Below are 23,916 nucleotides of genomic sequence, written 5' to 3' on the forward strand. Positions count from 1 at the left end.
GTGGCAAGATAGTGCCGGCGCAATGGCTTTTCGCGAAGGGTGTGGTTGACGAAGACTATGCCGTGGCGCAGGGAACGTGCCTGGCCGCCACGGCCGCATTTATCTGACCCGCGACGATGCCGGCCAGATATGGGTTGGCGGCGAAACGCGCACGCATGTCGAAGGCCGGTTGCATGGCCTTTGAAAAGACAGACGAAAACGAGGTGAATTTGATGACTAGCAGTGTTTACCGCCCCATTTCCGAACGCGTATTGGCGGATGATTGGGGACGGCTGACCAAGTATGAGTATGAACTTCAGCTGAGGGACGGAAGCTGGCAACGGCAGACCCGGGAGGCATATGATCGCGGCAACGGCGCGACATGCCTTTTGTACAATCCGGCAAGCGACAATGTGCTGCTGACCCGCCAGTTCCGGTTGCCGGTGCTTTTGAATGGCGGTCTGGAATCGCTGATCGAGACACCGGCGGGGCTGCTGGAAGGCGCTGAACCGGCGACGCGCATGCGTGCGGAACTGATCGAGGAAACCGGTTATGAGGTTTCCGAACTTACGCATCTGTTCGATATCTATATGAGCCCCGGATCGGTCACGGAATATCTCGCCTTTTTCTACGGCGAATATGCCGAGAAACATAAGGTCGGGGCAGGTGGCGGTTCAGCGGACGAGGGCGAAGACATCGACGTGCTGGAAATCGCCTTGCCCGAGGCGATGCGGATGATCGGCCGCGGCGATATTCGCGATGCCAAGACGATCATTCTGATCCAGCATCTCGCCATCCGGCTCTTGCAGGAAAAGATCACGGCACGCTGATCCCCATCCAATGCCTCCATTCAGGGAGGCCGGCGCAATCCCTTGAGAAAGGGAGGCGCCGGCTTTGATCGCTTGCCTATGGGCGCGCGCATCGGACATACTGCCCCTTGAACCACAAAGGCCAAGGGCAAGACGAAGCCAGAGACTTGGAGCTGGATCGCGGAGCCATGCGAGAAGATTGAGCCCATGAATACGCGATTCCTCGAAACTTTTCTCTGGGCTGCCCGATTGAGCAGCTTTTCGGCAGCCGCGGAACGTTTGCACACAACGCAAGCATCGGTGTCCAACCGGATTGCCGCTTTGGAGCGGGAGCTTGGTGTCGTGCTGTTCACGCGCGATGTGCGCTGCGTCAACCTCACGCCCGCGGGTCGTCTGGCGCTGCAACATGCCGAAAAGATCGTCAATCTCACCGGCGAGTTCCGGCAGATCGTCAGTAACCGGGAGGCGCTGAGGGGTACGGTGCGGATCGGTGCCGCCGATACGATCGTCTATGCTTGGCTGCCGCTGCTCATCCGCCGCGTGAACGAACAATATCCCGGTGTTAGCCTCGATCTGACCATCGATACCAGCCTGAAACTCTCGCAGCGCATTCAGAACGGCGAGGTGGATGTCGGTTTCATCATGGGGCCGATCATGGCTGCGGATATCTATAACTCACCGCTCTGCACCTTCGAATCCTGTTGGGTCGGCGCCGTCGAGCTGCCGCTGCCGGAAACCGGTGTGACGCTTGAAGATATAGCGCATTTTCCGCTGCTTACCTTCTCGACCGGCTCACAGCCGCATCAGGCGTTGCGGGCGCTTCTCGATTCCCACGGACTGTCCGATAGCCGCATCTACAATTCCAATTCGCTGTCGATCATGACGCGCCTTGTGGCCACGGCTGTCGGGGTGGGCGCCTTGCCGCGCGTTTTGGTGGACGGCATCATCAAATCGGGCGAAGCGCGTATTCTCGACATCACGCCGGCGGTGCCGCCTCTTACCTTCCACACGGTTTATCAGGAGCGCGGCGACAATGCGCTTGCCCGTGCCATTGCCGACATGGCGACGGAAATCGTCAGTGAAACCACCACGCAATGGATGACGGTCGCAGCTTAAATTTTATGCTGCAACGCAAAATGATTAATCTATAAGCTTACCTTATGGGTTTCGATAGAGTTTTTCCGTTTGTCAGGAAAACAGTTCCCGTTCTTAATTCTCCTCGCAACATGAGAGGAGAGCAACGTGAAAGTCTCACTTGTTCAAATGAATACCCAGAACGACAAGGCAGAAAACCTCAAGGTTGCTGCCGATTTAATTGAGAAGGCAGTCAAGGCGGATAGTCCTGATCTTGTTGTTCTTCCGGAATACTTCGCATTTCTTGGAGATAATCCTCAGGAAATGCATGAGAGCGGGGAAGAATTCCCCGGCGGCGAGATTTACTCGCTGCTTTCGGATCTGGCCAGAAAGCACGCGATCACGCTGCATGCCGGTTCCATCGTCGAGAAGGAAGGCAACCGCTTTTACAATTCGACGCTCGTTTTCGGCCCGGACGGCAAACAGATCGCCCGTTACCGTAAAATTCACCTGTTCGACGTCGATACGCCGAACGGCATCAGCTACCGCGAATCCGATTCCGTTGCCCGTGGCGAAGAGGTCGTGACCTACAAGGTTGGCGACAGGACGGTCGGCTGCGGCATCTGCTACGACATCCGCTTCCCTGAACTGTTCCGCGCCCTGCGGGACAAGGGTGCAGATGTCATCGTTCTGCCGGCCGCCTTCACGCTGATGACCGGCAAGGACCATTGGGAAGTGCTGGCCCGCGCCCGCGCTGTCGAAACCCAGACCTATTTCCTCGCTGTCGGCCAGATCGGCACCCATGCGGGCGGCAAGAAGGCCTGCTGGGGTCATTCCATGGTCATCGATCCGTGGGGTCACATCGTCGCGCAATGCTCCGACACCGTTGGAACTGCCGGCGCCGCTCTCGACTTCGACTATTCGGCCAAGGTGCGCGCCAACGTGCCGGTGGCGAACCACCACGTTCTCTGATCGGAGAAAGACCAAATGTTTATCGTCAACCCCATGCCGGAACAGATCGGCGCCGACATCATCGAGCTTCTTGAAAAGGTCGAAGTCGCAACGATCGGACATGTGCTTCATTCCGGTTTCGTCGATCCTGAAATCCGGGCCGTTCTTCCGGGCAAGCGCATGGCGGGCACCGCCGTCACGCTGCGCATCCCGAATGCGGATTCGACCATGCTCCACTACCTGACGCAACTCGTGCGTCCGGGCGATATCGTTCTCATCGACCGTTGTGGTGATACGCGTCACGCCTGCTGGGGCGGCGTCATCACCAACACCATGAAGATGGCCGGCGTCAAAGCCGGTGTCGTCGATGGCCCGGCGACCGATTTCTCGGAGTTCACCAAGGTCGACATGCCCATGTGGTGCCGCGGCCCGTCGCCGATCACCACCAAGATCCTTGGTCTGGAAGGCGCGATCAACGTTCCGATCAGCGTCGGCGGCCAGATGATCAATCCGGGCGATGCGATCCTGTGCGACGAAAGCGGCGTTGTCGCCCTTCATCCGAGCCAGGCCCGCGCCATGGCGGAACGCGCCATCGGCATGCAGGAAGCCGAGATCGTGCTTTTGGAACGCCTGCGCAACGGCGAGAAGCTGCCGGATATTTCCGGCGCCAACAAATTCGTCCAGGCGAAGCTCAGCGCCTGACACAATCTTTCGGGTGGCGGATCCGTTCGCCACTCCCAATAACAATAGAGGAGAACAGGACAATGAAGAAATCGATACTTCTGAGTGGGATTCTCATGCTGGGCGCGGCCGCCATGCCGGCGCACGCCCAGCAGACCGTGACGTTCCTCGGCTATAGCGGCCTTTTCCAGGAGCGTTACACCAAGGCCGTCATCGAGCCTTTCATGGCCGCCAACCCGGATATAAAGGTCGACTATTTCCCGCAGCAGGGTTCCGCCGCCATGCTCGGCTCGCTGCGCGCCCAGAAAGCTGCTCCGCAATCCGATATCGCGCTGATGGACGTCTCCGTCGCCAAGACCGGCACGGATGAAGGCCTGTTCGACAAGGTCGATGAAAGCGTTACCAAGAACGTTGCCGACCTCTATCCGAACGCCCGCTTCGAGGGCGTCGCCGGTGTCGGCGTGACCTTCGACAACCTCGTTCTCATCTATAACACCGATGCAATCAAGACCGCGCCGAACAGCTGGAATGCCCTGAAAGACAGCGCCTTCAAGGGCAAGATCGCCATGTTGAGCGCTCCTGACATCGTCGGTATCGGCACGACCATCATCATGGACCATATGAATGGCGGCACCGATTTCATCAAGAATATCGACGCCGGCATCAATGCCATGGCTGAAGTCGCGCCGAACGTCCAGACCTGGGAACCGAAGCCGGAAGTCTATCCGACTGTCGTCAACGGTCAGGTGTCGCTGGGCGTGGGCTGGAACGCCCGCAGCCAGGTGAATGCCGATGGTTCCAAGGGCAAGATGAAGGTCGTTCTTCCGAAGGAAGGCACGATCCTGCAGATCAACACGCTCAATCTCGTCAAGGGCGGCCCGTCGTCCGAGGCGGCCCGCAAGTTCATCGATTACGCGCTGAGCCCGGAAGCCCAGGCCGCCTTCACCGCCGCCATGTATTATGCGCCGACCAACGCCAAGGCCACGGTGGCTCCCGATGTCAGCGATCGCACGGTCGTCAAGGCGATGGACAAGGTTATCCCGGTCGACTGGATCGGCCTCTCGAAGGTTCGTGACCAGATCACGCAGGACTGGCGCCGCAAGGTCATCCCGCTCAGCCGCTAAGGCTTTCGCGTCTCTGTCGTGAAAAATGGCAAGTCTTCCGCATCCCCTTCGGGCGGATGCGGAAACGGCTCATTTCCTCCGTCGGTGTTGGGATCGATGGAGGGGTGGGTGGCCCGAAGGCCTGCTTGGGGAAAGCGCCGCGCAGAGTGCAGGTGAATTTCCGCCGCGATTGCATAGATCAAGGGACAGGGCATGTCCGCGACCCCGCCGGGATGGGACATGTTCTGGAGAAAGGCAAAAAGCCAGAATGGGAACTTCAGACATCATGCAGCCAGGATTTCTCTCGATTCGTTCATTGACCAAGCGCTACGAAACCATGGTCGCCGTGGATAATCTCAATCTCGAGATTCCCAAGGGCGAACTGGTTGCCTTCCTCGGTCCGTCCGGCTGCGGCAAGTCGACATCGCTGCGCATGATTGCCGGCCTTGCCCCCGTGACGTCGGGTTCGATCCTGATCGACGGCAAGGATGTGACGCAGCTTGCGCCCTACAAGCGCGATATTGGCCTCGTTTTTCAGAGCTACGCGCTTTTCCCGCATATGACGGTTCTCAAGAACGTCATGTTCGGTCTTGAAATGCGCAAGGTGCCGGCTGCCGAAGCGGAACGGCGTGCGCGCGAAGCGATTGCCATGGTGCGGCTGGAAGGGCGCGAGGATCGCCGGCCCGCCCAGCTTTCCGGTGGCCAGCAGCAGCGCGTCGCACTGGCGCGTGCACTGGTCATCCAGCCCTCCATTCTCTTGTTCGATGAGCCTCTTTCCAATCTCGACGCCAAGCTGCGCGACGAGATGCGCTCTGAAATCCGCCGCATCCAGAAACAGCTCGGCATCACCTCCATCTTCGTCACCCATGATCAGGTGGAGGCGCTCAGCATGTGCGACAAGGTTGCCGTGCTCAATGGCGGGCGTCTGGAACAGCTCGGTACGCCGCATGATCTTTACGAGCGCCCGGCAACGGCTTTCGTCGCCTCTTTCGTCGGCCGCACCAACAGGCTGGTCGGAAACGCGGTCGGCGATCACATCACGGTCGGGGATGCGGTGTTGCGTGCGCCCGGCTCGCACAGTGGCAAGATCGACCTTATGGTACGGCCGCACCGTATGGCCATGACGGTTGCCGGTGACGCCGCACCCGATTTCGAGGGAGCGCCGGTCAATCGCATCGCCGGTGAGGTTCGCGATGTCTATTATGCAGGCGATATCCTTCACTACGAGATCGCTGCGGGCGGACAGACATTGTCGGTGGAGCGCGCGACTTCCGGCGGGGAAACACCTGTGGCGGCGGGCAGCGCGGTCAGCCTAGTCTGGCGGGTGGAGGACACGCTGGTCTTCGGAGCAGGCCAATGACAGCGGCGGTCATGATCACGGCTCCCGGCAGCCGCACATCCTCCATGGTGTTTCTAGCAACGCTTCTTCTCGGGCCGATCATTGCGGTCAATGGGCTGGCCTTCGTCATGCCCGTGTTCAACCTGCTCCTGCTTTCCTTCCGTGAAAGCCTTGGCGGCGGCGGTCTTGGCGAAGCCCACACGCTCGACAACTGGTCGTCCACCCTGACCGACGGTTTTTATATTGAACTGATCGGCCAGAGCATCCTGACCAGTCTTCTGATCACGGTTCTCACACTCATCGCCTCCTATCCCATCGCGCTTTATCTTCACCGGGCGCAGGGCCGCTGGAAGACGCTGCTGCTGGTGCTCGTCATTTCGCCGTTGCTCACATCGGCCGTGGTGCGCACCTATGGCTGGATCGCGATCCTTGCCGATGACGGCCTCATCAACAACATCCTCTTAGCGCTCGGTGCCGAAAGCGGCGTGCGGTTGCTGTTCAACAAGGTCGGCGTCGTCATCGGGCTAACCGAAATCCTGATGCCCTATATGATCCTGGCGCTGCTTGCCGGTTTCGGCAGGCTCGATCCGCGTGTCGAAGAGGCGGCGGAAACGCTCGGCGCATCGCCGTGGAAGGTCTTCTGGCGGATCATCGTGCCGCTCACCATGCCCGGCGTCGCGCTCGGTTGCCTGCTTTCCTTCGTTCTCGCCGTCAGTTCGTTCATTACCCCCAAGCTGCTTGGCGGCGGGCGCGTCTTCCTTCTCGCGACGGAAATCTACGATCAGGCCATCGTGACGCTCAACTGGCCGCTCGCCGCGACCCTGTCGATGATCATTCTCGTTATTTTCGGCGCTGCCCTGGTGCTCTATTCCCGGCTTCTGCGGGCCATTCTTTAAAGGAGATCGAAGATGGAAGAACGTCCCGCTCCGCTGGCGCTGAAAATCGTCGCCTTCATCATGTTCCTTTTCCTGCTGGCGCCCGTGGTTCTCGTCGTGCCGATCTCATTTTCGGCCGACAGCTACATGACCTTTCCGCCCTCCGGCTGGAGCCTGCGCTGGTATGTCGATCTCATGCATAATTCCAAGATGATGGGAGCGCTGGGCACCAGCACCCTTCTCGCCATCATCGTCACTGCGCTCTCCATGCTGATCGCGCTGCCGGCCTCCTATGCCATCGTGCGCATGCGGGTGATCGGGGCGGATGCGCTTCTCGCCTTCTTCACCGCGCCGCTGCTTCTGCCCACCATCGTTCTCGGCCTCGCGATCCTGATCGTCTTTGCCGGTGCCGGCCTGCTCGGCACCTTCACCGGTCTGGTGATCGCCCATCTCATCATCGTGCTGCCCTATGCGCTGCGTGTTCTCACCACCTCGCTTGCCGGCCTGCCGCTGATTTTCGAGGAGGCTGCTTCGACACTCGGGGCATCGCCGCTCACGGTCTTCCGACGCGTGACCATGCCGATGATCGCGCCGGGTGTCGTGGCGACGGCGGCACTTTCCTTTCTGGTGTCGTTCGATGAAGCGGTAATTTCGCTGTTCCTCACCGGCCCGCGCATCACCACGCTTCCCGTCGCCATGTATCAGCATGTGGAAACGCAGGCCGATCCGCTCGTTGCGGCCATTTCCGTTCTCTTGATCGTGCTCACCCTTGCCGTCGTCCTCATCGTCGACCGCACGGCGGGCTTGACCAAAACTTTCGTGAAATAAAGTCGTGGGGCTGCCGGCTGGCGCTGGCTGCCCCTACTGGCACAGGCGCGAATTTCACTCCCGTTTATGAACGCTGCTGCTGCATCGGCGCGATCCGTCGCGCCTGCTGATTTCGCTTTGAAAGACGAAGGCAAAGGGAAGGCCATGGCTGAAACCCCCTCCACGGAATTTGATGTCGCCGTCATCGGCGCCGGTGTGGTCGGTTGCGCGGTCGCCCGCCGTTTCGCGCTGGCCGGTGCGAAGGTGGTGGTCATCGAAAAAGGCCCCGATATCCTCTCCGGCGCCTCCAAGGCCAATAGCGCCATCCTCCATACCGGTTTCGATGCGCCGGAAGGCAGTCTGGAACTGGAACTGGTGAAGGCCGGCCGGGAGGAATATCTCTCCATTCACGGGCAGATGGGCCTCAGCCTCGTCGAAACAGGCGCGCTGGTCTGCGCCTGGAACCCGGACGAGGCGGAAAAACTGCAGGCGATTGCGGATCAGGGGCGGCGCAACGGCATTGCCGGGCTTGAGTTCCTTACGGCCGTGCAGGCTCGCGAAGCGATGCCGGGCCTGTCCGACCGCCTTGTCGCCGCGCTCGACGTTCCGGGCGAACATATCATCGATCCTTGGTCCGCACCGCTTGGCTATCTTACGCAGGCGGTGGCGCTCGGCGCGCAGCTGGTGCGCAACGCGGAAGTCCTGTCCGGTGCGTTCGACGGCGCGTGGCGGATCGAGACGACGGCCGGCGTTATCCTTGCCGCAAGCATCGTCAATGCCGCCGGGCTGTTCGGCGATATCGTCGATGCGCGTCTGGGGCTTTCGCCCGACTTCGCCATCAAGCCCCGCAAGGGGCAGTTCGTGGTGCTGGACAAGGCCGCCCGCCGGCATGTGCCGCGCATCGTCCTGCCGGTTCCGACCGAAATCACCAAGGGCATCGTGGTGTGCCCCACCGCCTTCGGTAATGTTCTCGTCGGCCCGACGGCGGAAGAGCAGGAAGACCGGGAGCGCGCGACGGTCGAGACGGCGACGTTGGAAGCACTGCTGGAACGCGGCGCGGAGATCGTTCCGGCGCTTGCTTCCGTTTCCGTAACCGCCGTTTATGCCGGTCTGCGACCGGCGTCTGAAAAGAAGCATTACCGCATTTCCGCCCGGCCGGACCGGCGGGCGACCACGCTCGGCGGCATTCGCTCCACGGGCCTCAGCGCCGCCCTCGGTCTGGCGCAACATGCGCTGAGGCTTCACGAAGGTTTCGGCACGCATTTTGTCTCACCGCCCTCCGCTCCCGAGGTGACGATGCCCAACCTGACGGAAACCTGCGAGCGGGACTGGCAGCGTGCCGATCACGGCGAAATCGTCTGTCATTGCGAACTCGTCACGCGGCGCGAGATTGAGGCGACCTTTTTAAGCCCGGTGCCGCCGGGCGATTTCGGTGGGCTGCGGCGCCGCACCCGCGCCGGCATGGGTCGCTGTCAGGGCTTTTATTGCAACGCCCGGCTGGCCGCGATGACGGGCGACCGCCTGGCGATCCCGCTTGCCGTTCACGAGGGAGGCGACCGATGAGTGCGGATGTCATCGTGGTCGGCGGCGGCCCGGCAGGTGTGTCGGCGGCGCTGGAGCTGAAAGCGCGCGGTATCGCCCGCGTGATGATCCTCGAGCGTGAGCCGGCCCTTGGTGGCGCAACCCGGCATTGCCTGCATTCGCCCTTCGGCATGCGTGAATTCGGACGCGTCTATTTCGGCCCGGCCTATGCGCAACGCCTGCAGCGGCAGGCGCAGGATGCGGGTGTCGATATCCGCACCGGTCATTCCGTGGTGGAACTCGGGCAGGATGGCGCGCTGCTCGTGACGTCGGCGCGCGGCGTCGAGACGCTGAAGGCCCGGCGTATCGTGCTTGCGACCGGCGCGCGGGAAAAACCACGCTCCGCGCGTCTTCTGCCCGGCGACCGGCCGGTGGGTGTGGTCACCACCGGCACGCTGCAATCCTATGTCGCCTTTCACGGCATCATGCCCTTTCGTCGGCCGCTCATCGTCGGTTCGGAACTGGTTTCCTTTTCCGCGCTTCTAACCTGCCTGACGCATCGCGCCCGGCCGGTGGCGATGATCGAGCCGGAACCGCATCCGCTGGCGCGGTCGCCTTTTCAATGGTTTCCCCGACTGGCCGAGGTGCCCTTTCATTGTGGCGCGGTACTTACGGATATTCGCGGACGCGGCCGGGTGGAGGAGGCCGATATCCGTCTGGCGGATGGTCGCATCATGACGGTCCAATGCGACGGTGTTCTGCTCACCGGGCGCTTCACGCCGGAAGCAGCGCTTCTCAATGCATCCGCCGTGGATGTTGCGGCAGGCAGTGCCGGGCCGCTGATCGATCAGGACGGACGGATGCCCAACCCGATATTCTTCGCCGGCGGGAATGTCTTGCGAGCCGTGGAAACGGGCGGCTGGGCGTTTCGCGAAGGGCGTCGGGTTGGCGCGGCGGTGGCCGACGATCTCGCCCGGGAACCATGCGGCGCGCCGGGAGTGCCCGTCACCTTCGCCGATCCGCTCAAGCTGGCGGTTCCCGCCATGTTGCGGCCGAGTGGGCTCGACAGACCCGCATTTCGCGATTTTCAGCTTCGTTTCACCAGACCCGTTCAAGGCCGGCTTTCGCTGCATCTCGACGGGACGGACGTGTGGAGCAAGACCGGCCGTTGGCGTCCTGAACGCCGTGTGTTGGTGCCCATTCCCGGCGCTGCGTTTGAAGCGGGGCGGATTGCTTTTCACTTTCAGGAGACCAATTGATGCGCATTGCCGCAATCGATCAGGGAACGACATCGACCCGGTGCCTTGTGGTGAGCGATGGCGGCACGGCGGAGGTCGTGGCCAGCCGGCGTCACGCACAATTTTATCCGGCCGCCGGCCATGTGGAACATGATCCGGATGAACTGCTGGGCAATATCCGCGCAGTGCTGGCTGCCGCCGGGCCGGTGGATGCCATCGCCATCGCCAATCAGGGCGAGAGTTGCCTGGCGTGGGATGCCGTGAGCGGCGAGGCGCTGTCGCCGGTCATCGTCTGGCAGGATGCCCGCACCGCCGAAGCGCTCTCCGCCCTGCCGCCTTCGGCAACGGATCGTTCGAAAGCGATTTGCGGGCTGCCGCTCGATCCCTATTTTTCGGCCAGTAAACTGGCCTGGCTGGTCAGGCACAATCCAGCGGTGGCACAGGCACGCGCCGCAGGCCGTTTGCGGCTGGGCACCACCGATGCTTTTTTTCTGGACCGGCTGACGGGCTGTTTCCGCACCGACCTTGCAACGGCGTCGCGCACGGGTCTGCTCGATCTTTCAACCGGAGACTGGAGCCCGGAACTCTGCGCGCTTCACGGCGTGCCGCTGGATTGCCTGCCCACAATCGGCCCTGTCGATGGTGGCTTCGGCGCGGTTGACGGAACGCCCATCCGCGTTTCCATCGTCGATCAGCAGGCAGCGCTTTATGGGCATGGCTGCCGCAAAGCCGGCGATTGCAAGACAACCTTCGGAACCGGGGCCTTTCTACTCGCCGTTGCCGGTAACGGGCGGCCGTTGACGGGAGAGCTTCTGCCGACCATTGGCTGGCAAATGCAGGGGGCGCCTGTGGTTTTCGCCATCGAAGGCGGGATCTATGATGCCGGCGCGGCGCTCGAATGGGCGAAAAAGATCGGCCTCTATGCTGAAAATGCCGAACTCGACGGTTTCGAGGGACCATCGGCCATTCGCCGCGGCCTTGTCTTCGTGCCCGCCCTTTCGGGCCTTGCCGCGCCCTATTGGGACAGGCAGGCGGTGCCTTTGTTCATCGGCATGGACCACGCGACCGAGCGGCGTGACATGGTGCGCGCCGTGCTGGAAGGCATTGCCCTGCTGACGGCGCGGTTGATCGAGGCGGCATCGGCGGTCGCCCCCATAGGCGATACGATCTCCATCGATGGCGGCTTGTCGAACAGCCGCTATTTCGCCCGCTTTCTGGCTGCCGCCAGCGGTCGAACCATCTGCGTGCCCGCCATGCGCGAGTTGACGGCGCTCGGCCTGGCGGAACTGTGCGGCGTCGATGTCGCGGCCCTACGAGGCGATGCCGAGATATTCGCGCCCGACGGATCGGTCGATGCCAAAGACCATGCTCGCTTCGCACGCGCCATAGACAGTGCACGGAGCTGGCAACGATCCCAAACCTGCACGAGTGCGGTTCTGTCGACCATGCCGGCAGCGGGCATCTGATTTCTCCAATTTAAAGAACAGGCGACAAAGGCGACAGAATTTGATAAATTACAAAACAGCCGGTTGCGGTTTGACGCGTCGATAGAGGTCACCGAGCGTTCCTGTACCGCCAGCCGGATCATGGCGCAGGAGGAGAAGTGCTATGACGGCATTCCATGTCATGGCCGGTGCGAGTGGCGAATTTGCCCGCCCGGAAGTCCGCAAGATTGGCATCCCGGATATTGTGGATGCGTTGAAGCTGGGACTTGAGGACTTTAAAGAAAAGCCGTCCCACTATGTTTTTCTCTGTCTTATGTATCCGATCGCCGGTGTTTTTCTGGTGATGTGGAGTTCCGGCGCCAATCTGCTGCCGGTTATTTATCCGCTGATGTCGGGTTTTGCACTGATTGGTCCGATCGCGGCCATCGGGCTTTATGAAATCAGTCGACGACGCGAGCAGGGGTTGGATAGCTCCTGGCGGCACGCACTGGAGGTTCGGCACTCTCCGGCCCTGCCGTCGATCATCGCGGTCGCCGTCATGCTTTTCGTGCTTTTCGTCGTCTGGTTGATTGTTGCGCAGAGCATCTACACTGCGACTTTCGATGCGACCGGTCCGGTTTCCCTCTCCACCTTTCTGTCGGACGTATTGACGACCTCGCAAGGTCTCTCCCTCATCGTCTGGGGCAATCTGGCCGGCTTCGTTTTCGCGGTCGTCGTGCTGGCGACAACGGTGGTGGCGTTCCCACTGCTGCTCGACCGGGATGTCGGCGCAGTTGCGGCGGTGGATGCGAGCATCCGCGCCACGCTTGCCAACCCGGTTCCGGTGGCGCTTTGGGGATTGATCGTCGCGGCCTTGCTCGTCGTCGGCACGATCCCGGTATTTATCGGCCTCGCGGTCGTCATGCCCATCCTCGGCCACGCGACCTGGCACCTCTATCGGAAACTGATCGTGTCCGATTATTCACGCCGTACGCCCTGAATTCATAGAGGAAATCTATCCGTAGATCATCCTTACTGCCGTTGCGGCCCCGCTGAGGAAGCCGCAGCGGTTGGGATGACCATGGAGAGTGCGGGGATGCCATGTGGTATCGTTTCTTCCGATCTGTCTGCTTTCCGCGAGTGCCTTCTTGATTGAGGCCGTAGTACAGGAAGGGGACCCTGCCGCAGGCGCTACCATAATTGCTCGCCCGATCAATTTATGAGATAATTCTAATATACCTCGCGATGGAGTTGTGAAGCGTTCGTGGCCGGGTCACGGGAGGAGACGATGGCTGTCGTTGTGATTCTCGTTCTGCTGGTGGTGGGATCGATCGTATTCCACCTGCTAAGCCCGTGGTGGTGGACGCCGATAGCCTCGAACTGGAGCTATATCGACAATACGATCATCATCACTTTCTGGATCACCGGCTTCGTTTTCTCGGCCGTTGTGCTGTTCGTCGCCTATTGCGTGTTCCGCTTCCGGCACCGCGCCGGAAACCGGGCGGCATACGAGCCCGAAAACAAGCGCCTGGAATGGTGGCTGGCGGGCGGAACCGGGGTTGGGGTGGCTGCAATGCTTCTGCCGGGCCTCTTCGTATGGAACCAGTTCGTGACCGTACCGGACGGTGCGAGCGAGGTGGAAGTCGTCGGTCAGCAATGGCAATGGAGTTTCCGCCTGCCGGGAGCGGACGGACGGCTCGGGCGGGCGGATACGCGCGCTATTGGACCCGGCAATCCGCTCGGCCTGAACAGGAACGATCCCGCCGGAATGGACGACGTCATCATTGAAGGCGGAGAGTTGCATCTGCCCGCCGGCAGGCCGGTGAAAATGCTGCTGCGCGCGGTCGATGTCGTGCATGATTTCTATGTGCCGGAGTTCCGGGCCAAAATGGACATGATCCCCGGCTCGGTCACCTATTACTGGTTTACGCCGACCCGGACGGGAACTTTCGAGGTTCTCTGCGCGGAACTGTGCGGTGTGGGCCATCCGCAGATGCGCGGTACCGTCGTCGTCGATACCGAGACCGATTATCAGGCCTGGCTGCAGCAGCAGCCGACTTTCTCGAAACTGCTGGCTTCGGCGGAAACGTCGGCGGCCAGATAAGCGCCGTGCAGATTGGAAGGGAAGGCCGCATCGGGAGAACAGGGAGGATGGAACATGGTCGAGATTGGATCCGGCGCCGGGCAGGTCATTCAGCCCGCTGAAGTCGAGGACGTCGAGCTTTATCACCCGAAAAACTGGTGGACGAAATATGTCTTCAGCCAGGATGCCAAGATCATTGCCATTCAATATTTCCTGACAGCCATCGCAATAGGCATGGTGGCGCTGGTGCTTTCCTGGCTGATGCGGCTGCAGCTCGCTTTTCCCGGCTATTTCTCCTTCATCGATGCGGAACATTATTATCAGTTCATCACCATGCATGGCATGATCATGGTGATCTACCTGCTGACTGCATTGTTTCTCGGCGGTTTCGGCAACTACCTGATCCCGCTGATGCTCGGCGCGCGCGACATGGTGTTTCCCTATGCCAATATGCTGAGCTACTGGCTCTACCTTTCCGCCGTCCTTGTGCTGGTGGCCGGTTTCTTCGCACCCGGCGGGCCGACGGGCGCCGGCTGGACGCTCTATCCGCCGCAGGCGCTTCTTTCGGGAACGCCGGGCGGGCGCGACTGGGGCATCATCCTGATGCTGTCATCGCTGATCCTGTTCATCATCGGCTTTACTTTGGGCGGGCTGAATTACGTCGTCACCGTGTTGCAGGGACGCACGCGGGGCATGACGCTGATGCGCATGCCATTGACGATATGGGGCATATTCACGGCGACGGCCATGGCGCTGCTCGCTTTCCCGGCGCTCTTCGTCGCCGCGGTCATGATGCTGTTCGACCGGCTGCTCGGCACGAGCTTCTTCATGCCGGCCATCGTGGAGATGGGCGAACAATTGAAGCAGGAGGGCGGCAGTCCCATCCTGTTCCAGCACCTGTTCTGGTTCTTCGGCCATCCGGAAGTCTATATCGTCGCACTTCCCGCCTTCGGCATCGTCTCGGATCTGATCAGCACCCATGCGCGCAAGAATATCTTCGGCTACCGCATGATGGTCTGGGCGATCGTCATCATCGCGGCGCTGAGCTTCGTCGTCTGGGCGCATCATATGTATGTCAGCGGCATGAACCCGAATTTCGGGTTCTTTTTCGCAACCACGACGCTGATCATCGCCGTGCCGACGGCGATCAAGGTCTATAACTGGGTGCTGACGCTCTGGCGCGGGGATATCCATCTCACCCTGCCGATGCTGTTTGCGCTCGCCTTCATCGTCACATTCATCAATGGCGGATTGACGGGTCTCTTCCTCGGCAATGTCGTCGTCGATGTGCCGCTTTCGGATACGATGTTTGTGGTCGCCCATTTTCATATGGTGATGGGGGTCGCGCCGATCATGGTGATCTTCGGTGCGATTCACCACTGGTATCCGAAAGTCACGGGCCGGATGCTGAACGAGGCGATGGGGCACGTCCATTTCTGGATCACCTTTCTCGGTGCCTATGCCATCTTCTTCCCGATGCATTATCTCGGGCTGATGGGCGTGCCGCGCCGCTATTACGAGCTGGGCGAAACCGCCTTCATTCCAGATTCGGCGCACACGTTGAACATATTCATCACCGTGGCCGCGCTCATCGTCGGTGCGGCTCAACTGCTATTCGTGTTCAATCTCGAGTGGAGCCTGCGCTGGGGCAAAAAGGCGGTCGGCAATCCGTGGCGGGCCACGACACTGGAATGGCAGACGCCGCAGACCCCGCCGGTTCATGGCAACTGGGGCAAGGAACTGCCGGTCGTTTATCGCTGGCCGTATGATTACAGCGTGCCCGGCGCGGCTGAGGACTTCCTGCCGCAAAACCAGCCGGCGGCTGCCGGGCCTTCCGAAAGAGCCGTGTCATGAGCGCCATCCTCGTCTTCATGGCCGGGATCGCCGGCATCATCGGCTGGTGGATGGCGCGGCAGCGGCTGGCCTCGAAGCCCTGGCTGGAAGTCGGTTTGGCAGGCGATGCGCAGCAGATGCAGGGATCGTCGGCGACGATTGCGAAAGTCGGACTTGGGATATTTCTGGCGGTTGTCGGTGCGTTGTTCACCTTGCTCATCAGCGCCTATCTCGGCCGCATGGGCGGCGCCGACTGGTGGGGTATCCCGATCCCCAGACTGTTATGGGTGAATACTGCGACGCTTGCCGCCAGCAGTCTGGCGCTGCAATGGGCGAAAACCGAAATCCGTCCAGATCATCGCGACAGGCTGAACGCGGCTCTTGTGACAGCCTTTGCAACGGCTGTTTTCTTTGTCGCCGGTCAATTCCTGGCGTGGCAGCAACTCATCTCCGCAGGCTATGTTCTGGCGGATAACCCATCGAACAGCTTCTTCTACATGATCACGGGCCTGCACGGCCTGCATATATTGGGCGGGCTCTTCGTGCTTGGACGCACCGCAATCCGTGCCCGGAGCGAGCCCTTGTCGGCAAGGATGCGCCTGAGTGTGGAGCTGTGCGCCATCTACTGGCATTTCATGCTGATCGTCTGGCTGGTCCTTTTTGCGCTTTTCGCCGGTTGGGCGAACAGTTTCGTCGATCTCTGCCGTCAATTGGTCACCTGAGGAGTGTCGATCATGGCCGCATCCATGGAGGAAAGACCGGTAAGTGATCCGCATCTGCGGCCGGCGGGACTGCGCGGCGTCGCCGCCGATCTGTCATCGGACCAGCGGGCGTTCAAGAACGTCTCCTGGGGCAAGGCGATGATGTGGATATTCATCCTGAGCGATATCTTCATTTTCGGCTGTTTCCTGCTGGCCTATATGGCGGCGCGCATGTCGGCCACCGCGGCCTGGCCCAATCCGAGCGAGGTTTTCGCGCTCACGATTGCCGGCCGGCACATTCCGCTGATCCTGATTGCCATCATGACCTTTGTTCTCATCAGCAGCAGCGGCACGATGGCCATGGCCGTCAACTTCGCATATCGCCGCGACCGTCGCAAAACCGCCGCGCTGATGGTGGCGACGGCAGCGCTTGGAGCGACATTCGTGGGAATGCAGGCATTCGAATGGAGCAAGCTGATCGCGGAGGGCGTTCGCCCCTGGGAAAACCCGTGGGGTGCGGCGCAGTTCGGTTCGGCTTTCTTCATGATCACGGGCTTTCACGGCACCCATGTGTCCATCGGCGTCCTGTTTCTTCTCATCGTCGCGCGCAAGGTGTGGCGGGGAGATTTCGATGAAGAAAGGCGGGGGTTCTTCACCAGCCGCAAGGGGCAATACGAGATCGTCGAGATAACCGGGCTTTACTGGCACTTCGTGGATCTGGTGTGGGTCTTTATCTTCGCATTCTTCTATCTGTGGTGAGTGAGGATGGCATTATGGCACAGCAACAGTCACAACAGGGACAGCAGCATCCGATAAGACTTTACATGGTGGTCTGGGGACTGCTTTTCGTCCTCAGCGCCTTCTCCTATATGGTCGATTATCTTGGCATTCAGAGTTATCCGAGATGGTCTCTCATCATCCTCTTCATGATCCTGAAGGCGGGGCTGATCATGGCGATTTTCATGCATATGGCCTGGGAACGGCTGGTTCTGGTCTACGCCATCCTGCTTCCGCCGGTTCTCGTGCTCGTCTTCGCAGCCCTGATGGCCTCGGAATCCAGCTATACGGCTCTTACCCGGCTGACCTTCATGGGGGCGGGTTCCTAGAACAGAGGCAAGATTTTCAGGATTGTGGAAGCAGCACGCCGACGGCGAATTCCTCTTCGGTTGCGACGTGGCCGGCCTGAGTCTTGCGATATTCGCTGGGGGTGAAACCGCGCTCGGCTCGTAGCGTGCGGGAAAGGTGCGGCGCATCGCAAAAACCGGTGGCGAGCGAAATCTGGGTGATGCTGTCACGCGTCGTGCGCAGCAGCGACAGAGCGCGATCCAGTCGAAGCTCGAGATAGACCTTCGAAGGCGTTGCGCTGAGGTCTTTCAGGAAACGCCGTTCGAGGCTGCGGCGGCCAAGGCCGAGATCATTCGCCACTTCCAGCACGGTTCTCGGAACCTCGATATTCTGCTGCATCCGCAGGATTGCTTTTTTGACGAGGGGATCGTTGGCCTTGCGCGTGCTCTGCTGGCCGGGTTGAGGCTTTTCGCCGCTCAGCGCGCTGTCGATCATCATGATGTTGAGGCTTTTGATGGCGGCGGACTGGCCGACATGACGCTCGACGAGGAAGGCTGCCAGATGCGCTGCGCCGTGGCCACCGGAACAGGTCAGCCGGTCGCGGTCGATGACGAAGATCTGGTCGGAGATCATCTGGACGGTATCGAAACGGTCGAGAAAATCCTGACGGTGGAACCAGCTTACGCAGCAGCGATAACCATCGAGCAGGCCGGCCTCGTGCAGGATGAAAACGCCGGTGCATAGCCCGACGATGGGAACGCCCGCCGCCGCCCGTTCCTTCAGGAAGCGCAGCGCCTCCTGCGGCAGGGCGCTGTGATCGCTGATCAAACCGCCGACGACGACGATATAGTCGTAGTGCCCGGCGTCCATCAGCCGTGTATCCGGCTGCACCTTCACGCCGCAGCTCGACTGCACGCTGCTCATGGTCGCCGAGAGCACCGACCATTCGCACAGGATAGGCCGTGAACGGTCCGCCTCATCGGCCGCAAGGCGCAGCACATCGACGAAATTCGCGAAGGCCGACAGCGTGAAGCGGTCGGCAAGCAGGAAGGCGACGCTGAGGCGTTTTCTGGCGCGGGGTGAGGTCATGACGCAAATATTCATGCAAACAGACGCGATTGTCCAGCCGGGGCGCGGCAAATGCTCCTAGCTTTTGCGACACGAGATTTTCCAACCATCGGGTCCGCTCATGACGCGTTTTAATGCTTTCAATCTTTTGCGGAATGCCCTGACCGGCCACAAGGACTGGGACGAGCAGTGGCCCGACAGTCAGCCGAAAGCCGAATATGACGTGGTCATCGTCGGCGCCGGCGGCCATGGTCTGGGCGCTGCCTATTATCTGGCCAGCCAGCACGGCATCACCAATGTCGCCGTCATCGACAAGGGCTGGCTCGGCGGCGGCAATACCGGCCGCAACACCACGATCATCCGCTCGAACTATCTCTATGACGAGAGCGCCCGTCTTTACGATCACGCCGTCGATCTGTGGGAGAACTTGAGCCAGGAATTGAACTACAACGTCATGTATTCAAGGCGCGGCGTGCTGATGCTGGCGCATAACGTCCATGACGTGCAGAGCTTCAAGCGCCACATCCATTCCAACCGTTTGAACGGCGTCGACAATCGCTGGCTCACCCCGGAAGAATGCAAGGAATACTGCCCGCCGCTCAGCATTGCGCCGAATGCCCGCTATCCGGTCATGGGCGGCGCGCTTCAGGAACGGGCCGGCACGGCGCGCCACGATGCGGTCGCCTGGGGTTATGCGCGCGGCGCTGCCGCCCGCGGCGTTGATATCATCCAGAACTGCCCGGTCACGGCCATTCGCCGCAATGCCGATGGCTCGGTCGCGGGCGTCGAGACGGCGAGGGGCTTCATCAAGGCGAAGAAGGTCGCGGTTTCCGCCGCCGGCCACACCTCGGTCGTCATGGACACGGCCGGCGTGCGCCTGCCGCTCGAAAGCTATCCGTTGCAAGCGCTGGTGTCGGAGCCGATCAAGCCGATCTTCCCCTGCGTGGTCATGTCGAACGCGGTTCACGCCTATATCAGCCAGTCCGACAAGGGCGAGCTGGTGATCGGTTCAGGTACGGACCAATATACCTCCTATTCGCAGCGCGGCGGCCTGCCGCTGATCGAACATACGATCGCAGCCATCGTCGAGATCTTCCCGATCTTCAACCGCATGCGGATGCTGCGCAAATGGGGCGGCATCGTCGATGTGACGCCGGATCGCTCGGCCATTCTCGGCAAGACGCCGGTTGCCGGCCTTTACGTCAATTGCGGCTGGGGTACCGGCGGTTTCAAGGCCACGCCCGGCGCTGCCCATACCTTCGCCTGGACCATCGCCAAAAACGAACCGCACCCGATCAACGCGCCGTTCACGCTGGAACGCTTCCGTTCCGGCCGCCTGATCGACGAGGCCGCCGCCGCAGCCGTGGCGCACTGAGGATAGAATCATGCTGCTGATCCGCTGCCCCTATTGCAACGAAACTCTGCCGGAAGCCGAATTCACCTATGCCGGGCAGGCCCATATTACCCGCGCCGCCGATCCCTCGTCGCAGACCGATGAGCAATGGGAAGAATTCCTGTTCATCCGCGAAAACGTGAAAGGTCCGCATTTCGAGCGCTGGCGGCACCTGCATGGCTGCGGCCGCTTCTTCAACGCCGTGCGTGATACGGTGAGCGACCGTTTCCTCACGACCTATCGGGCCGGCGAGCCGCGTCCTGAACTTTCTTCCCTGACCCGTGCACCAGCCAGTTCCGAGGTGTCGAAATGAACTCCTATCGCGTTTCCGGCCGTGGCCGCGTGGATGCCGCCCGCTCCGTGAGCTTCACCTTCGACGGCAAGACCTATCGCGGCGTGAAGGGCGATACGGTCGCCTCCGCGCTTCTCGCCAATGGCGTGCATCTGATGGGCCGCTCGTTCAAATACCACCGCCCGCGCGGCCCGGTGGCGGCGGGTTCCGAGGAGCCGAATGCGCTGATCGGCACCCGCCGCGGCGCCGGACGTTTCGAACCGAACACCCGCGCCACGGTGCAGGAAATCTGGAACGGGCTGGAAACCACCTCGCAGAACAAATATCCGAGCCTGAAATTCGATATCGGCGCGGTCAACGACATGGCCTATATGCTGTTTTCGGCGGGCTTCTATTACAAGACCTTCATGTGGCCGAAGAGCTTCTGGAACAAGGTCTATGAGCCCTTCATCCGCGCGGCTGCGGGTCTCGGCGTTTCGCCGACGGAGGAGGACCCCGACACCTATGCCTCGCGCAACCTGCATTGCGATGTGCTGATCGTCGGCGCCGGTCCCGCCGGTCTTGCGGCAGCGCGTGCGGCGGCGGTCGATGGTCTGAAGGTCGTGCTGGTCGATGAAAATGCCGAAGCCGGCGGCACGCTTCTGTCCGAGCCGCAGGCGAAGATCGACGGCAAGCCCGCATGGAACTGGCTGGCGGATGAGTTGAAGGCGCTGAAAGAGCGCGGCGTCAGGGTGATGACCCGCACGACGGCGATTGCCTATTACCACCAGAACATGATCGGCCTTTGCGAAAAGCTGACCGACCATCTGGAAACCGTGCCGAAAGATACGCCGCGCGAGCGCCTGTGGCGCGTTCGGGCGCGCCAGGTGGTGCTGGCGCAGGGCGCGCTGGAAAAGCCGCTGGTCTTCCACGGCAACGACCGTCCGGGCGTGATGCTGGCGGGGGCTGCCCAGACCTATCTCAACCGTTACGGCGTCAAGGTCGGTAACCGGCCGGTGGTGGCGACGAGCCATGACAGCGCCTGGTATGCCGCCTTCGATCTTCAGGGCGCGGGTGCCCGTGTTCAGGCCATTGTCGATATCCGCGCCAAGGTGCGCGAGGAACTGGTGAACGAAGCGCGCGCGCTCGGCATTCCGGTCAAGCTGTCGCATACGGTCACGGCGACCTCGGGCCGGCTGCGGGTCAAGTCCGTCCGGGTCAATGCGGTTAATGGCGCGTCGGTCGGTGCGGGACAGGAGATTGCCTGTGATGCGGTGCTGATGTCGGGCGGCTGGACGCCGTCGCTGCATCTCTTTTCCCATACGCAGGGCAAGATCGCCTGGGACGATGAACGGACTACGTTCCTTCCTGCCCTCACTAACGAGGATTGCGTCATTGCCGGGGCCGGGCGAGGGCTGTGGGGCATCGAGGCCGCGTTGAAGGACGGTGCGGAACGGGGTCGCGAAGTCGCCGCCGCACTCGGCAAGGCCGCCAATAGTTCCAGCCATGCGGTGGAACATGACCGTACCGGCAACGGCGTCTCGCACACGGAACTGCCGAGCGACCGCGATGCCGGCAAGGCCAAGGCCTTCGTGGATTACCAGAATGACGTGACCGCCAAGGATCTGCGGCTTGCCGTGCGTGAGGGCATGCGTTCCATCGAGCATGTCAAGCGCTATACCACCAACGGCATGGCGACCGATCAGGGCAAGATGTCCAACATCAACGGCCTCAACATCGCGGCAGAAGCGCTGGGCAAGCGCCAGCCGCAGGTGGGGCTGACCACCTTCCGTCCGCCCTATACGCCAACGACCTTCGGCGCTTTTGCGGGTTATCACCGCGGTGCGCATTTCGAAGTGACGCGCAAGACGCAGATCGACGGTTGGGCTGAGGAGCACGGCGCGGTTTACGAGCCGGTCGGGCAATGGCGTCGCGCCTGGTATTTCCCGAAGCCGGGCGAAGACATGGATGCGGCGGTCAGCCGTGAATGCCGGGCGGTGCGCCAGAGCGTTGGCATTTTCGATGCCTCGACGCTCGGCAAGATCGAGGTGGTCGGTCCCGATGCGGTCGAGTTCATGAACCGCATGTATACCAATCCCTGGACGAAGCTTGCCGCCGGCCGCTGCCGTTATGGCCTGCTGCTCGGCGATGATGGCTTCATCCGCGATGACGGCGTCATCGGCCGCATGACCGAGGACCGTTTCCATGTCACCACCACAACCGGCGGCGCCGCCCGCGTGCTGAACATGATGGAGGATTACCTCCAGACCGAATGGCCCGATCTCAATGTCTGGCTGACCTCGACCACCGAACAGTGGTCGACCATTGCGCTGAACGGCCCGAACGCGGCGAAGCTGCTCGCGCCGCTGGTGCAAGGCATCGAACTGACGGAAGAGGCTTTCCCGCACATGTCCTGCGTGGAATGCACCGTTGCCGGCATGCCGGCGCGGTTGTTCCGCGTCAGCTTCACCGGCGAGATCGGCTTCGAGGTCAATGTGCCGGCGCCGCTCGGCCGCAAGCTCTGGGAAATCCTGTGGGAGGCCGGCCAGCAATATGGCATCACGCCTTACGGCACGGAAACCATGCATGTGCTGCGCGCCGAAAAGGGTTACATCATCGTCGGCCAGGACACCGATGGCACGGTTACGCCCTATGATGCGGCGATGGGCTGGGCCGTGGGCAAGAACAAGCCGGATTTCGTCGGCAAGCGCGGCCTTGCCCGCCCCGATCTCGTCGCCAAGGGCCGCCGCCACCTCGTCGGTCTTCTGACCGAAGACCGCTCCAAGCTGGAAGAGGGCGCACAGATCGTCTTCGACCCGAAACAGCCTATCCCGATGAAAATGGTCGGCCACGTTACATCATCCTATCACTCGGACGCCGTCGGCCAACCGATTGCGCTGGCGCTGGTTGAGGGCGGCCATGATCGGATGGGCGAGACCGTCTACATTCCGATGCTGGACCGCACCATTGCCGCGAAAATCACCGGAATGGTCTTCGTCGATCCCGAAAATACCCGCCTGAAGATTTGACTAGCGCATATCCAGCGAACACAAGTTCGCCAAATATGCTATAACTCTTTGTTTTTGCGCATTTTCCGGACGTAAAGGCGAATTCGCCTTTACTGGAAATGCTCTAGGAGATGACAATGAACATGCGCGTTTCCTCCCCCGTTCCCGGCACGCTGGCCGAGAGCAAAGCAGTCCGGGTCAGCATTCTGGCCGCGCAGGCGCGGCTGTCGCTGCGGGCGCGCGGCGATCTCGCCCCGCTCAACGCCGCCCTTGGCCTTACCCTGCCGGACCGGATCGGCCTCCGCGCCGCTTCAGGCGACATCGAAGTCCTGCGCCTTGGCCCCGACGAATGGACCGTGCTTGCACCTGTCAGCGCGGTCGATGGGCTGATTGCCGCCTGCGCAGGCGTTTACGCCAGCCATCCGCATAGTCTCGTCGATATTTCCGGACGAGAAGTGACGCTCCTGATCGAAGGTCCGCAGGCTGCCGAATTGCTGACGCTGGGCTGCGCCCGCGACATCGATACGATTGCCGTCGGCGAGGGACGCCGGACGATTTTCGATGGCGTCAGCGTGGTGCTCTGGCGCGATGCGGAAAATCGTTTTCGCATGGATATCTGGAACAGTTTCGTATCGCATCTTGGCCATCTGCTTGAAACCGGCTGCAAGGAACTTGCGGCGGACATCGCCTGAT

The 23,916-nt window shown here is 61.3% G+C and carries 22 protein-coding genes and 1 pseudogene; 22 read left to right on the forward strand and 1 reads right to left on the reverse strand.

The window, feature by feature from the left end:
* Positions 1-17 precede the first annotated feature (17 nt).
* From AGR7B_RS26490 to AGR7B_RS21150, 18 genes and pseudogenes are all read left to right on the forward strand, one after another.
* A pseudogene (locus tag AGR7B_RS26490) lies at positions 18-184 on the forward strand (phenazine biosynthesis protein PhzF); the annotation flags it as partial.
* A 28-nt stretch (positions 185-212) separates the two neighbouring features.
* A complete protein-coding gene (locus tag AGR7B_RS21070; protein WP_080858196.1) occupies positions 213-809 on the forward strand; it encodes an NUDIX domain-containing protein in 597 nt (198 codons plus the stop codon).
* A 186-nt stretch (positions 810-995) separates the two neighbouring features.
* On the forward strand, positions 996-1,904 hold the full coding sequence (locus tag AGR7B_RS21075) for a LysR family transcriptional regulator (protein WP_065654919.1): 909 nt from the start codon (positions 996-998) through the stop codon (positions 1,902-1,904).
* 147 nt (positions 1,905-2,051) lie between these two features.
* Positions 2,052-2,834, forward strand: coding sequence for a carbon-nitrogen hydrolase family protein (locus AGR7B_RS21080; protein ID WP_059761162.1), 783 nt, complete (start codon positions 2,052-2,054; stop codon positions 2,832-2,834).
* A gap of 15 nt (positions 2,835-2,849) precedes the next feature.
* Positions 2,850-3,515, forward strand: coding sequence for an RraA family protein (locus AGR7B_RS21085; RefSeq protein ID WP_080857780.1), 666 nt, complete (start codon positions 2,850-2,852; stop codon positions 3,513-3,515).
* Between the two features lie 62 nt (positions 3,516-3,577).
* On the forward strand, positions 3,578-4,618 hold the full coding sequence (locus AGR7B_RS21090) for an ABC transporter substrate-binding protein (protein ID WP_080857781.1): 1,041 nt from the start codon (positions 3,578-3,580) through the stop codon (positions 4,616-4,618).
* A 265-nt stretch (positions 4,619-4,883) separates the two neighbouring features.
* Positions 4,884-5,957 carry an ABC transporter ATP-binding protein gene (locus AGR7B_RS21095; RefSeq protein WP_065654921.1) on the forward strand — a complete coding sequence of 358 codons (1,074 nt, stop codon included), beginning with the start codon at positions 4,884-4,886 and terminating at the stop codon, positions 5,955-5,957.
* Positions 5,954-6,832: an ABC transporter permease gene (locus AGR7B_RS21100; RefSeq protein ID WP_003521979.1), complete on the forward strand. Its 879-nt coding sequence runs from the start codon at positions 5,954-5,956 to the stop codon at positions 6,830-6,832. The genes AGR7B_RS21095 and AGR7B_RS21100 overlap by 4 nt, the downstream gene beginning before the upstream one ends.
* A gap of 12 nt (positions 6,833-6,844) precedes the next feature.
* A complete protein-coding gene (locus AGR7B_RS21105; RefSeq protein ID WP_080857782.1) occupies positions 6,845-7,639 on the forward strand; it encodes an ABC transporter permease in 795 nt (264 codons plus the stop codon).
* Positions 7,640-7,783: 144 nt separating this feature from the next.
* Positions 7,784-9,181, forward strand: a complete 1,398-nt coding sequence (locus tag AGR7B_RS21110) for an NAD(P)/FAD-dependent oxidoreductase (RefSeq protein WP_080858197.1) — start codon at positions 7,784-7,786, stop codon at positions 9,179-9,181.
* Entirely contained in the window at positions 9,178-10,398 is a 1,221-nt protein-coding gene (locus tag AGR7B_RS21115; RefSeq protein ID WP_080857783.1) for an NAD(P)/FAD-dependent oxidoreductase, read from the forward strand. The genes AGR7B_RS21110 and AGR7B_RS21115 overlap by 4 nt, the downstream gene beginning before the upstream one ends.
* The gene (locus tag AGR7B_RS21120) at positions 10,398-11,843 is read left to right on the forward strand and encodes an FGGY family carbohydrate kinase (RefSeq protein ID WP_080857784.1); all 1,446 of its coding nucleotides are present in this window, start codon (positions 10,398-10,400) and stop codon (positions 11,841-11,843) included. Before AGR7B_RS21115 ends, AGR7B_RS21120 begins: the two co-directional genes overlap by 1 nt.
* 142 nt (positions 11,844-11,985) lie before the next feature.
* Positions 11,986-12,801 (forward strand): DUF2189 domain-containing protein, encoded by an 816-nt coding sequence (locus AGR7B_RS21125; RefSeq protein ID WP_080857785.1) that lies wholly within the window; start codon positions 11,986-11,988, stop codon positions 12,799-12,801.
* 288 nt (positions 12,802-13,089) lie between these two features.
* Positions 13,090-13,905 carry a cytochrome c oxidase subunit II gene (locus AGR7B_RS21130; protein WP_080857786.1) on the forward strand — a complete coding sequence of 272 codons (816 nt, stop codon included), beginning with the start codon at positions 13,090-13,092 and terminating at the stop codon, positions 13,903-13,905.
* A gap of 54 nt (positions 13,906-13,959) precedes the next feature.
* Positions 13,960-15,738: a cytochrome c oxidase subunit I gene (locus AGR7B_RS21135; protein ID WP_080857787.1), complete on the forward strand. Its 1,779-nt coding sequence runs from the start codon at positions 13,960-13,962 to the stop codon at positions 15,736-15,738.
* A complete protein-coding gene (locus tag AGR7B_RS21140) occupies positions 15,735-16,439 on the forward strand; it encodes a cytochrome c oxidase subunit 3 (protein ID WP_080857788.1) in 705 nt (234 codons plus the stop codon). The genes AGR7B_RS21135 and AGR7B_RS21140 overlap by 4 nt, the downstream gene beginning before the upstream one ends.
* A gap of 12 nt (positions 16,440-16,451) precedes the next feature.
* Positions 16,452-17,177: a heme-copper oxidase subunit III family protein gene (locus tag AGR7B_RS21145; protein ID WP_003521989.1), complete on the forward strand. Its 726-nt coding sequence runs from the start codon at positions 16,452-16,454 to the stop codon at positions 17,175-17,177.
* A 14-nt stretch (positions 17,178-17,191) separates the two neighbouring features.
* Positions 17,192-17,524, forward strand: coding sequence for a cytochrome C oxidase subunit IV family protein (locus tag AGR7B_RS21150; protein WP_080857789.1), 333 nt, complete (start codon positions 17,192-17,194; stop codon positions 17,522-17,524).
* Positions 17,525-17,540: 16 nt separating this feature from the next.
* On the opposite strand, the gene AGR7B_RS21155 is transcribed toward AGR7B_RS21150, so the two are convergent.
* Entirely contained in the window at positions 17,541-18,587 is a 1,047-nt protein-coding gene (locus AGR7B_RS21155) for a GlxA family transcriptional regulator (protein ID WP_162934218.1), read from the reverse strand.
* Between the two features lie 85 nt (positions 18,588-18,672).
* On the opposite strand from AGR7B_RS21155, the gene AGR7B_RS21160 reads away from it, so the two are divergent.
* The 4 genes from AGR7B_RS21160 to AGR7B_RS21175 all read left to right on the forward strand — a co-directional run bounded on the left by AGR7B_RS21160 (position 18,673) and on the right by AGR7B_RS21175 (position 23,915).
* A complete protein-coding gene (locus AGR7B_RS21160; protein WP_080857790.1) occupies positions 18,673-19,926 on the forward strand; it encodes a sarcosine oxidase subunit beta family protein in 1,254 nt (417 codons plus the stop codon).
* A gap of 10 nt (positions 19,927-19,936) precedes the next feature.
* Positions 19,937-20,257: a sarcosine oxidase subunit delta gene (locus tag AGR7B_RS21165; protein WP_003504489.1), complete on the forward strand. Its 321-nt coding sequence runs from the start codon at positions 19,937-19,939 to the stop codon at positions 20,255-20,257.
* On the forward strand, positions 20,254-23,244 hold the full coding sequence (locus AGR7B_RS21170) for a sarcosine oxidase subunit alpha (protein WP_080857791.1): 2,991 nt from the start codon (positions 20,254-20,256) through the stop codon (positions 23,242-23,244). Before AGR7B_RS21165 ends, AGR7B_RS21170 begins: the two co-directional genes overlap by 4 nt.
* 116 nt (positions 23,245-23,360) lie before the next feature.
* A complete protein-coding gene (locus AGR7B_RS21175; protein ID WP_162934219.1) occupies positions 23,361-23,915 on the forward strand; it encodes a sarcosine oxidase subunit gamma in 555 nt (184 codons plus the stop codon).
* Position 23,916 lies beyond the last annotated feature (1 nt).

Origin of the sequence: Agrobacterium deltaense RV3, assembly GCF_900013505.1 — a bacterium.
In the GTDB taxonomy this organism is placed as follows: Bacteria; Pseudomonadota; Alphaproteobacteria; order Rhizobiales; family Rhizobiaceae; genus Agrobacterium; species Agrobacterium leguminum.